This window comes from Streptomyces sp. NPDC007164 (assembly GCF_040634135.1).
In the GTDB taxonomy this organism is placed as follows: domain Bacteria; phylum Actinomycetota; class Actinomycetes; order Streptomycetales; family Streptomycetaceae; genus Streptomyces; species Streptomyces sanglieri.
This window is the reverse complement of record NZ_JBEYFB010000096.1, coordinates 1-11,404: the sequence shown is the minus strand read 5'-3', so window position 1 is coordinate 11,404 and position 11,404 is coordinate 1. Positions and strand designations below refer to the sequence as shown.

The window sequence follows — 11,404 nt, the reverse complement described above, 5'->3', positions numbered from 1 at the left end:
CGGGTTCGGGTCCGGCATGACGTGCCGGCGGCGGCTTGCCGCGTGGAACGAGGCCGGCGTGTGGGACCGGCTTCATGCCGTCCTGCGGACGAAGCTGCGGTCGGCGAAGCAGCTGGACTGGTCGGGGGCGGTGATCGACTCCAGCCACGTCAGGGCCGCTCGACGCGGCCCAAAAGCGGACCCGGCCCGGTCTACCGGGCACGTCCGGGTAGCAAGCACCACGTCCTCGTCGATGGACAGGGCATTCCACTCGCCGTGTCGTTGACCGGCGGAAACCGCAACGACGTCACCCAGCTGACGCTCCCGCTCGCGAAGATCCCGTCCGTCGCGGGCCTGGTCGGCCGGCCGAGGCGACGCCCGACCTGCTGCTGGCCGACCGAGGCCATGACCACGACAAGTACCGCCGCCTCGTCTGGGCGCAGGGCATCAAACCGGTCATCGCCCGACGCGGTGTCCCGCACGGCTCGGGCCTCGGGGTCCACCGCCGGGTTGTCGAGTGCGCCATCGCCCGGCTGCACGGCTTCCGACGCCTAAGCGTTCGCTGGGGACGACACGACGACATCCACGAAGCCTTCCTCGGCCTCGCCACCTGCCTCATCACCCACCACCACGTCCAACACCTTTGTCAGGACCTCTTGCGAGCCCTGCACCTACACGCTCAACATCGGTGACCTCATGGCTCGCTGGAGCGGAGACTACCGGCGCTCCGGCAGCCACCGCGTTTCTGCCGTCGCCCGCAGAGGCCCCACAGGAAGAACTCACCTCACTGGTGTACTTTCACGCCTGCGCGCCCCACACCGACATCACCTCGCTGCCGGCGCCCCTCGGCCGCAGGCCCTACAACGCTGTACGAGCCGGCGACTACCTCCACGACAATATGCACCATCCTCGGCTGACGCCGGCCCGATCGAGCTCAAGGGCCAAGTCCTCGACCCCAACGGGGACTGACGCCGGCCTTGGATCCAGCCCCGCCGGTGTCACCGGTCATGCGGCCCGGAGCCACCGGCGGGGCCACTACCCGCTGGGAAGGCGGGAGTTCGGCGACCGGCCGCGCCTCGCCGCCCACCAACCCAACGCCCGGCATACCGATCCGCGCAACCCGGGCCAGGAGGAGCTCGCCGTTGCCCAGCCGCAAGATCCCCAACCCCAGCCGCTCCGGACGCGACACCAGCACGAACAGCCCAACGCCCTGCCGACCCCAAAAACAACAGCATTGTCATGAACAAGGGGGAAGTCACGCCGGGCCCGAAGGCCGGAGCCCCGTTGCGGAGCCACGAAGAAGGTAGTGGGGGGCGGGCTGCTGATGGGCGTGGGGCCGGGCGGTACCCTGCGCCGTTATGATCACTGCGCGCGAACTCAACAGGGCAGCCCTCAGCCGTCAGCTACTGCTGGAGCGCCAGCAGCTGACCATCCCCGACGCGGTGCGGCGCGTGATGGCGTTGCAGGCGCAGCATCCCGCCTCGCCGTACCTCGCGCTGTGGAACCGGGTCAGCGGTTTCGCTCCGGCCGAGCTCGATGCCGCCTTCGAGGGGCGTGAGGTGGTCAAGGCGACCCTGATGCGGATCACCCTGCACGCCGTGCATGCCGAGGACTATCCGGTCCTGCGTGCAGCGATGCAGTCCACTCTGTACGCCTCCCGGCTCGGTTCCCGCTTCGCGGACGTGGGGCTGACCCCGGCGGACGCCGACGAGCTGGTGCCGGAACTGCTGGCCTTCGCCCGCCGACCGCGGACTTCGGCGGAGATGCGGGCATGGTTCGAGCAGCGGGTCGGCGCCGAGAAGAAGGACGGGGCGTGGTGGGGGCTGAAGGCGTACACGCCTCTGCACCATGCCCCAACAGAAACGCCGTGGTCATTCGGCCTGCGGCCGTCCTTCGTCGCGGCCGGTACCGGACCCGTCCCTGCGGGGCGGGCGGTGGCTCCACACGCGCTGCGGACCCTGATTCTCCGCTACCTGGCAGGCTTCGGGCCCGCGTCGGTGGCGGATGTGGCGCAGTTCGCCATGGTGCAGCGGGCACCCGTCCGCGAGGCGCTGCGCTCACTGGAAGGAGCTGTCGAGCAGCTCCAAGGTCCGGACGGCGGCACGCTGTTCGACCTCCCGGCCGCCCCCCGGCCGCCCGCGGATACTCCCGCGCCGCCCCGGCTCATGGCGATGTGGGACAGCATTCTCCTGGCCTACGCCGACCGCAGCCGGGTGATACCCCCGGCCTATCGCCCCCTGGTGATCCGCAGGAACGGAGACGTACTGCCCACCCTGCTGGTGGACGGCTACGTCGCTGGTGTGTGGCGCCCGGTGGACGGCGGGATCGAGGCCGCGGCATTCCATTCCCTGTCACCCGCGACCTGGGGCGGACTCGCCGCGGAGGCCCAGTCCATGAGGGCGCTACTCGACGACCGTGAGGCAGAGGTCTACAGCCGCTACCACCACTGGTGGGCGAAGCTCCCCGAGACCGAGATGCGGATGCTGTGACCAGCTGGCTCCTCGTTCGGACTTCAGCGGTGCCCACTCAGGATTCGTTGACACAGGCACCCGCCCGCAGAGGTCGGTGCCGCGCTCCACGACGCTCGAAGCGGTACATGCCGCGGGTGAGTGCCACGCGCTCGAACCACGGCTCGCGCTCGCAGTGGTGGGCGGGGATGAGGTGGCGCCCGGTTGCTGCCGGGCGCATCCGGGCGAGAGGGGCGTGGTGGTGTCCGACGGTCGCAGCAGGAACAGCCACGTTGTCGGGTTCCCGGTCGGAGAAGAGTCAGCCGGTCTGTTCTTCGTCGATGCCGATGCAGAAGTTGCCATTCCGGGCCCACGGACAGCGCCGTCGGCTCAGACGGCGATCAAGCCGGCCGATGGTCTCGGCCCGGCCTCGGCTCGCTCACCTGGGGGAACGCGCCCACAGTGCACATGAATTAGACGGTGTCCTATGTGGTGAGTCGGAGGAGTCGTTTGTAGCAGCAGAGGGCGGCGGCGAGGCCGAGGAAGGCCAGGTAGTTGCGGGGGTGGCGTTCGTAGCGGTGGTTGAGTCTGCGATAGCCGGTCAGCCATGACATGGTGCGTTCGATGACCCACCTTCGGTGTCCGAGTCGTTCGCTGGATTCGATTCCTTTGCGGGCGATGCGGACGCCGATACGTTTTCCACGGAGCCATTTACGCAGGTCGGGTATGTCGTAGGCCTTGTCGGCGTGGAGTTTGCGGGGGTTTGTAGTCCCAGCCGCGGTGGGGGTCGTGTCTCGTTTGGAGACCGGCCAGCATGGGCTTCAGGCCTTGACTGTCGTGGGTGTTGGCCGCGGAGAGTCCGACGCGTAGGGGCAGTCCGTCCGCGTCGGACAGGACGGTCGGGTGGCCCGGGGGAATTTCACCCCCGGGCTCCCACAGAACCGTGCGTAACAGTCTCCCGTTACACGGCTCTTGCCATCTTGGTCACCAGAACGTCGGAGTCCATGCCCAGTGGGCGAAAAGCCTTGGATGCTGGCGGATGATTCGCTTCCAGCATGCATGGGCCTTTTTGAAACTCCGGAGCCGCCGATACTTCTTGCGAATCCAGCGCATCAGGTAGGCATTGATGCGCGCGAGGAGTGGATGCAGCAGGGAGCGGTAATGTGCCCCGTAGTACTGCATCCAGCCACGCACGATGGGGTTGATCCTTCGTGCGAGCTCGTGGAACGTGAGGTGGATCTGCATGTGAAGCCGCCACGAGCGAACTTCTCTGCCTATCTTCTTCAGGGCGGCCTTGCTGACCGCAGGCAGGAAGTTGGTGAAGTTCACCCCATGCCTGCTTCTCGCCTTGCGGGCTCGGAACGTGAATCCGAGGAAAGTAAACGACGTCTGCTCGTACGAGCCCCGCCTCTTGTCGTCCTTGCAGTACACGATCCGGGTCTTCTCGGGATGCAGACGCAGCCCTACCTCTTCCATCCTGTTCTCCAGTGCGGTCAGTACCTCGCGGGCCTGGCGCTCTGTGATGCAGTGCACGACGGCGGCATCGGCATACCGCTCGAACTGGATTCCCGGATATGTCCGGGCAAGCCAGCTGTCGAACGCATAGTGCATGAACAGGTTCGCCAACACAGGCGAGACCGCAGACCCTTGAGGGGTTCCGCGGTCCCTTGTCTGCAAGGTGCCGTCGGGTAGTTGAAGCGGAGCACGTAACCACCGCTCCACATACAACTTCACCCAAGCGGCATCGGTGTGAGTTCCTACAGCTCGGACGATCAGGTCCCAGCGGACGCTGTCGAAGAACTTCTGAATGTCAAGGTCGATCACCCAGTCCTTCTTCCAGCAGCGCTGCCGGCATGCCTCCACCGCGTCCAAGGCCGAATTCCGTGGTCGATACCCGTAGGAATCCTCGTGGAAGACAGGCTCCACACGGACTCCCAAATGCCGGGCGACTACGGTCTGCGCAACCCTGTCAGCCACGGTGGGGATGCCCAGCATCCTGGTCCCGCCGCCATGCTGTTTCGGAATCTCCACCGCACGCACCGCCGGTGGGAAGTAGGTCCCCGAAGAGTGAAGTAGGCCGCCGACGAGGTGCCCGTGGCTCGGGTCCTTTTCCGACGGCCCCTTCCCGAACCGGGCAGGCGGCTTTGACCGCACCCGGCTCTCCAGCAATCATTTTCGGGAGGTGATTGTGGCCCGTCCCGCATGAATATCCTGATGACAACGCTCGCAGACCACGAGGGTCTTGCGTTTGCGCATGGCCATTACCCGTACCCATACGGGCCGTTCCGACCGTCCTGGGCGGTTGAGGTCGGCGAGTTTGCGAACATGATGGACTTGCAGCCCTGCCAACCCCTCGCACATCTCGCACTTTCCAGCCAAGAGCCGATGGATCAGCTCGTTGCGTTTAGTGACCGCCATAGTCGGCTTGATGTCGGCGATGATGGCAGTGCGTTTGCGCTTAAGAGGAATCCCGCCGAAGCGGGCGACCAGTGGATTTCTGCCGTTGTCACGCTGCACAACGGCCTCGCAGCACGTTCGCGGACCGTCCGGGGTTTCGATGACCGTTTTATACTTATGGGCCATCTTGTTGACGGTCGACTTGTGCTTTGCGGCCAGGGTTTTGAATAAGGAGACCTCCATAACCCGTCGCAGCCGTCCCAGACGGTGAACATTCTGGGCTAGCAGATAGTACTGGACAAACCCACGATATTCGGCCCCGTATCGTGCAACGATCGTATAATCCTGATCGTGCACCAACAGGCCACGATGGGTGGGTTTCCCTTTACGCATGTAGCTCGCGCATCGATCCCGGATCACGTCCCGGGCACGAACAGGCCGACCCTGCCGTTGGCAGACCTCTTGCCAGAGGTAATTTTCGTGTCGGCGTGCTGCACCTTGATTTCGTATCCGAGGAATCTCGCTGCCTGGCTGGCCGCGTGCGTGATCAGGGTCTTGGATTGTGAAAGTTCCAGCCTGAGCTGTTCACGCAGGAACGATTGAATCCGCGCCTTGATCTCCTCGGCTTCACGTTTGGGACCCGCGAACCCCAGTAGGAAGTCGTCACAATATCTCACGTATTTGAGGCGGTGGTAGCCGGGATCGTTTGGGTCGCCGCTCGGCAGTTGACGGAGCTGACGCCGTAGCGCTGAGACCGTCTCTCGATCACCGAGCCGCTTTCCCACCGCTATCCGGTACTGCAACCTCGCATAAGCGGGAGTGCGCCGACGTAACTCTCCTCGGGTGTACTCCGGAATCAGTCGCTGTTCAACAAACTGGTCGAGCCGGTCCAGATAAATATTGGAAAGAATCGGTGAAGCGATACCACCTTGCGGCGCACCGCTGAGTGTGGCGTTCCACCGCCAATCCTCCAGATACCCGGCTTTGAGCATCCGCTCGATCAGTTTCAGGAACCGGCCGTCATGGATCTTCTCCGCCAGGATGGCAATCATGACCTGGTGGTCCAGGCTGCCAAAACAGTCGGCGATATCACCCTCGACAAACCAATGTGTTCCCGTCCAGGTATGCACCACCTCGTCAAGGGCGGTGTGGCATCCCCGGCCGGGCCTGAAACCGTGGGAACGGTCGGAGAACCGGACATCGTAGTAAGCCTCAAGGAGCAGGCGCACTACTTCTGCCACGATCTTGTCCGACCAAGTTGGCATGCCCAGCGGGCGCTTCTTTTTCGTTCCTTTCTTATCGATGTAGACCCGTCGGGCCGGCTTCCACCGATACGACTCCGAACGCAGTGCGCTGATAATCGAATCGATCTTGGCCAGGGACATGCCATCCACGATCTCCCCGGTAACCCCTGGCGTCATCGCCCCATCGTTCGAGTAGATACGCCCGTAGGCCACAAGGAATAATTCCCTGTTGAACAGCTGCCGATACAGTCTTTCCAGCGGCAGGCCGCGCCTGCCGCGTTCCCGAATGATGCTCAGGACGGTTTCAGCGCTCTGCATTGCGCATCCCTCCCCGTCTGAACCTCATAATCACCTGTGCCCCTTTGCCCTCATTCCGACTTTCCCGGACTTCATGGCCGGTCGTTACTCCGGCGACTAATACGGGCACTCCGTCGCCGTAGGGCTCGCGCCCCTTAGGCGATCCCGCGGTACGTCTTCGCTGTACGTATCGAGCACAACTTAGGTCGCCCACTCATCCCCTTGTCCGCCCTCGCTGGGCGGCGCTGTGCACCACGGAGGTTGCCCCGATCCGAATGTCTCACCAGGGCATGATGCACCGTCGGTTCCAGACGTCATACCGACGGGCGTGGAATTGACACCACTGGGGATTAGACTTCAAGCAATCCAGCCTTGACCATATTGTGCGGGCCTTGCGGCACCTCGCCCTGAACGTCTCCAGACGATCACCGCTTTCCCAGCATGCTGCTTTCCCATATGGCTTTCGCCCTCAGGTAGGCTGGGTGACCCAGAAACTTCCCTCCGAGTTCCTCCCGGCTGTGCCGGGGATACAACGAAGCGCCTCACGGCGCACCATCCGATTCCAGATCTTGTAAAGGTTTCCCTTCAGATCCTTCTCAAGTCCTCGATGGACTGCCCATCCACCCCAGGTGCACCCTGATTTCCCTTGACCTCCCGATACGCCTCCAGGACTTCCCGCTTTGAGATGTCGAACGGCTTGTCAGGTGGCTTCAGCTCGTCCATCGGCTCCTCCCGGAGAACTTCCGGTTGACCAGATACACACAGCCACAGATGGCCCGGCTCCTTCGCTCCACCCCCATTACAGGGGCTTCAGCACTACTACAAGTCGGTCCGCCAACACGTCTCGCGACAGTACTCAACTCCTTGCGGGGCCTCAGCTTGGAGCGCTCCCTCTCGCATCCCACTGCGGGATGCAGTTTCGAGGCGTGCTTTCCCACGTTCCGCGCAAGAGCGGCAGATCAGATTCACGTCACCTCTATGCCGGACATCATCTGGCCAATAGGCGGGCACCCGCCAGACTCCTCCCGGGACCGATACAAGTAACCCCGGTTTTGATGTCACTTCATCCATAACGACACGTCAGCAGTGATTCACTTGCGTTCGTCTTCCTGATCCCCACCTGACGTCTCTTGGACGCCTTTTCCACATCGCTCACCACGGTCACGTCACCGCTTCCGCAGCATGTGGTGGTTTGGAGCCTCCCCCCGCAGGGCGGCTCCGAGGGGCCGATTCCCTCATTTTTCGCACAGCACCGCTTTCAGAGCACTTCCTACATAGGTCTCCTTCTTGCGTTCGTGGCACACTGCATCTTGGAACCCGGTTTGCCCCGGTCCACGGGGCTGGGGCCTGTGAGTGCGCCCCTTTTTGGCCCGTACGTGGGCGGAGTCGAGGACCACGCGGCTCACGTCGAGCAGGCCACACTCGTCGATCCTGTCGATGACGGCCTCGTGCAGCCGGCCCCAGACCCCGGCCCTGGACCAGATCACGAAGCGACGGTGAGCCGTCGACTTCGAGACCCCGAAACAGGGCGGCAGAGCCCGCCAGGCACACCCGCTCACCAGCACGTAGACGATCGCGGCGAACAGCGTCTCATCAGGCGTGTCCTGCGTCCCGCCGCCCTGCGGCCGCACCTTCGACGGCGGGATCAACGGCTTCGCGATCTCCCACAGCCCGTCCGGAACAATCCAACTCCACGTATCCCGCCCCATGAACAGCCCAACGAGCGATCTCCACATAGGACACGGTCTTACGAGTTGGTGCGTGATAGCGGGTGAGGCGTCGTGCGTGGGTGATGGCATGATCCGTCTGTGGCGATCATGGTCAATCGGACGGTCCTGGCGCATCGGCTGTTCACCGGAATCTCGCGGCGTCATCTGGCCTGCCTGATCGAGGAGTTGGCCGTGCCGTGGCAAGCCGGTGTCGAAGGCCGCCGCCATGCTGCACGAGGCGGGGCCAGGAAGCGGGCCGAGGGAGCCGGCGCCCGCCACCAACTGGTCTTCGTCGACCGGCTGGTGGCCGCGCTGATCCACCTGCGACACGACCTCCCGCACTCGGTCCTGGGCCTGTTGTTTCGGCGTCGACCGCTCCACCATCACCCGGGCCGTCCAGGAGATACGCGCGCTCCTGGCCCAACGGGGGTGCGCGGTCCCCGAGCGCCCGGACCTGCGTCTTCGGACCCTGGCGGATGTGTTCGCCTACGCCCGGGCCGAGGGCATCGAGCTGCGCCTGGACGCCACCGAGATCCAGGTCCGCAGACCGCCGGCCAGCCGCGGCGGACGACGCGCGTTCGTCTCCGGTAAGAAGAAGCAGAAGCACGATGAAGGCCACCGTGATCGCCGACTACAAGGGCTGCACACTATGGACCGATGCACTGCGGCCTGGACGCATGCACGCCACCACCGCCGCCCGCAACGAAGGCATCGCCGTCTGCTTCCAGCAGTTTCCCGAGGTGGAGGTCCTCCTGGACGACGGTTACCTCGGTCTGAGACGTGATCACCCAGCCCAGGCGATCACCCCTCCGAGAAAGCCGCGGCCCGGAGCACTGCCCGGCAGAGTCGGGCAGTGGGAACGCGACCGCCACGGCCACTCGTCCGACCGCATCACAGTCGAACATGCCCTCGCCGACCACAAACGCTGGAAGCAACTGACCTGCTGGACCCACCGCCGCGACTGCCTGCCCGACACCTACCGAGCCATCGCCGGTCTCGTCTCCGACCGCACCACCAACATCTGAAAGAAGTCCCGAGCAGGCCAACGACGCCTCACCCGCTATCACGCACCAACTCGTTGGAGCCTACGCGGTCTAGCTCGTCGATCCTTCGGGGGTTGACACGGCGATTGACCTGCGACAGATGTGCGTGGGCGGCTGGAGAGGGGCGACGGCTGCCGCTCAGCGAGATATCCCCATTTCACCTGCGCGTAGCCCGGCCTGGAACCGGGACTCGGCCTTGAGGCCGGCCATCAGATCCGCCACGCGCCGCCGATAGGTGCGCAGCGAGATTCCCAGTTGTTTGGCTGCCGATGCGTCGGTGAGTCCGGACGCGAGTGCCTGGAGGATCATGCGGCCGTCTGCGTCGAGGCGCGGGGCGTTGCTGTGCAGGTAGGTGTTGAGATCGGTGGCGGTGCCCCAGATCGCCTGGAACAGTGAATGGACCCCCTCGACCAGGGTCTGCGACGTCGTGACGGTGTACTCGCGGCCGGCGGGGTGGGCTGACCCGCGATGATCATCACGCGCCGGTCGATGAGGATGGTCTCGTGCGGCATCGGCGAGCTGCTGATCCGAACGGCAGCGCCGTTGCTCTGCACCATCCGCAGATGCGTGCGGGCCTCCTCGTCGGCGAGGGCGACCGGGCTGAGCAGCTTGCGGGAGGTGAAGCCGGAGGAGTACGCGACTCGCATCCGGTTGCGGATCGCTGCCCTGGCCCGCGGTTGCGACCAGGTCCTGAGGTCCCGGGCGCCGCACAGGAACTCGCTCCGCGCAGACTCGAAGAGGTGTCCGGCGCGTGTCATCAGCTCTGTGTCCCCTCGGACGGAGAACGCCTGTTCTTTCCGCATCCCTCCAGTCTGGCAGCAAGCTGCCACGCGTTCGCGGGGGGTGGTGACGGGCGGACAACATGGGCCTCATGACGATCAACACTTTCTCCCTCGGCGGGGATCTGACTGTCAATCGCCTCGGCTTCGGCGCGATGCGCCTGGCGATGGGGACCTTCGACGGTCCCGTGCGAGCGCCGGAGACAGGGATCAAGGTGCTCCGGCGAGCCGTGGAACTGGGTGTGAACCACATCGATACGGCCGGCTTCTACGGCCGCGGGCCAGTGCAGGCCAATGAGCTGATCCACAGGGCATTGACGCCCTACCCGGACGGCCTGGTGATCGCGACGAAGGTCGGTCCGCTGCGTGGCCCGAAGGGCCTGCCGAGTGAACAAGCGACGCCGGGGCAACTGCGTGGCCTCGTGGAGGCGGATCTGTGCTCTCTCGGGCTGGACCGGCTCGACCTGGTCTATCTGCGGGTCGGTGGGGGGCTGATCCGACATCTGGGCGTCAGCAACGTCGACGCCGCCCAGCTCGCCGAGGCGAGGGCGATCGCGCCCGTCACGGCGGTCCAGAACCGGCATCCCGGTGACCTGGGGTTGCTGGCCGCGTGTGAGAAGACGGGTATCGCGTACGTGCCGTACTTCCCGCTCGGCGGCGGTGTCGAGCCGCTCGACACTGACCGGCTCGGCCGGGTCGCAGCTCGTCTCGGCGCGACCACCGCACAGGTCGCGATCGCCTCGCTGCTGGCGAGGTCGCCGTCGGTGCTGGCGATTCCGGGCACCGGATCACTCGATCACCTGGAGGAGAATCTCACCGCCGATCTCACCCTCACCGAGGAGGCCTTGGCTGACCTCCGGCGCTGACTGGCTGATTCCGGCTGATCCTGAAGGCAGACCTTCCCGCCGTACCCCGGGCCGCTGCCATTCCGATCTTCCCGACCGCAGCCGAGCGTACGAGGCTGAAGACGATGGCCTTCGGCCTCAGGACCGCGTACCGGCTGCGGGTGCGGGCCCAGGCGGAATCCACGCGGCGCGCGAACGGCCCAACGCGCCCCTCGGCCGCCGCACCGGGCCGCACATCACCGTGCGGACCTGGCACGGCCGCTTCGCCGACGACGGGCTGCCGCCCCTGACCGACCGCAAACGCTCAGGGGCCCTGCCCGCCTCACCCGTGTGCAGGTCGCCTGGGCCAAGGCGTTGGCCTGCCGAGTACCCGCCGAGACCGGCGCAGCACTGGCTCGCTGGTGGTGCGGGAGCCGGCCGTCGAGCTGACCGTGTGCGGGATCACCGATACCGTCTCTGTGTCCACGGTGCGCCGCTGGACGCGTCGGGACGCGCTGGAGCCCCGGCAGCTGTTCTGAATGCCTAACGAGTTGGTGCGCGATAGCGGATGAGGCGTGTTTCTCCTGGTCGCGGCCGATTTCAGGCTGCAGTAGCTCGGTCGGAGACGAGGCCGGCGATGGCCTGGTAGGTGGCGGGCAGCGTCTCGCGTCGGTGAGTCCAGCGG

General features: G+C 65.3%; 5 protein-coding genes and 7 pseudogenes. 5 read left to right on the top strand and 7 right to left on the bottom strand.

All coding sequences use genetic code 11. The features are described 5' to 3' along the window. From ABZ622_RS40995 to ABZ622_RS40985, 3 genes and pseudogenes are all read left to right on the top strand, one after another. Nucleotides 1–671 (top strand): annotated as a pseudogene (locus ABZ622_RS40995) (IS5 family transposase); the annotation flags it as partial. Then, nucleotides 640–832 (top strand): annotated as a pseudogene (locus ABZ622_RS40990) (isopenicillin N synthase family oxygenase); the annotation flags it as partial. The pseudogenes ABZ622_RS40995 and ABZ622_RS40990, both read left to right, overlap by 32 nt. 505 nt (nt 833–1,337) lie before the next feature. Further along, nucleotides 1,338–2,468 (top strand): winged helix DNA-binding domain-containing protein, encoded by a 1,131-nt coding sequence (locus ABZ622_RS40985; protein ID WP_360552302.1) that lies wholly within the window; start codon nt 1,338–1,340, stop codon nt 2,466–2,468. Nucleotides 2,469–2,911: 443 nt separating this feature from the next. On the opposite strand, the pseudogene ABZ622_RS40980 reads toward ABZ622_RS40985, so the two are convergent. The 5 genes and pseudogenes from ABZ622_RS40980 to ABZ622_RS40960 form a co-directional block, all read right to left on the bottom strand. Beyond that, a pseudogene (locus ABZ622_RS40980) lies at nt 2,912–3,187 on the bottom strand (transposase); the annotation flags it as partial. A gap of 223 nt (nt 3,188–3,410) precedes the next feature. Continuing rightward, entirely contained in the window at nt 3,411–4,580 is a 1,170-nt protein-coding gene (gene ltrA, locus ABZ622_RS40975; protein WP_360552300.1) for a group II intron reverse transcriptase/maturase, read from the bottom strand. A 15-nt stretch (nt 4,581–4,595) separates the two neighbouring features. After that, a pseudogene (locus ABZ622_RS40970) lies at nt 4,596–6,385 on the bottom strand (reverse transcriptase domain-containing protein). A gap of 564 nt (nt 6,386–6,949) precedes the next feature. Next, nucleotides 6,950–7,087, bottom strand: a complete 138-nt coding sequence (locus ABZ622_RS40965) for a hypothetical protein (RefSeq protein ID WP_360552298.1) — start codon at nt 7,085–7,087, stop codon at nt 6,950–6,952. A gap of 583 nt (nt 7,088–7,670) precedes the next feature. After that, a pseudogene (locus ABZ622_RS40960) lies at nt 7,671–8,073 on the bottom strand (transposase); the annotation flags it as partial. Nucleotides 8,074–8,181: 108 nt separating this feature from the next. On the opposite strand from ABZ622_RS40960, the pseudogene ABZ622_RS40955 reads away from it, so the two are divergent. Then, a pseudogene (locus ABZ622_RS40955) lies at nt 8,182–9,098 on the top strand (transposase family protein). A 156-nt stretch (nt 9,099–9,254) separates the two neighbouring features. Here the strand turns inward: ABZ622_RS40955 and ABZ622_RS40950 are convergent. Next, nucleotides 9,255–9,827 (bottom strand): DNA-binding response regulator, encoded by a 573-nt coding sequence (locus ABZ622_RS40950; RefSeq protein WP_360552296.1) that lies wholly within the window; start codon nt 9,825–9,827, stop codon nt 9,255–9,257. Nucleotides 9,828–9,987: 160 nt separating this feature from the next. Here ABZ622_RS40950 and ABZ622_RS40945 point away from each other — a divergent pair, with 160 nt between their 5' ends. Then, complete coding sequence (locus tag ABZ622_RS40945; protein ID WP_360552294.1) at nt 9,988–10,761, top strand: aldo/keto reductase; 774 nt, start codon at nt 9,988–9,990, stop codon at nt 10,759–10,761. 558 nt (nt 10,762–11,319) lie between these two features. On the opposite strand, the pseudogene ABZ622_RS40940 reads toward ABZ622_RS40945, so the two are convergent. Continuing rightward, nucleotides 11,320–11,404: pseudogene (locus tag ABZ622_RS40940) on the bottom strand (transposase); the annotation flags it as partial.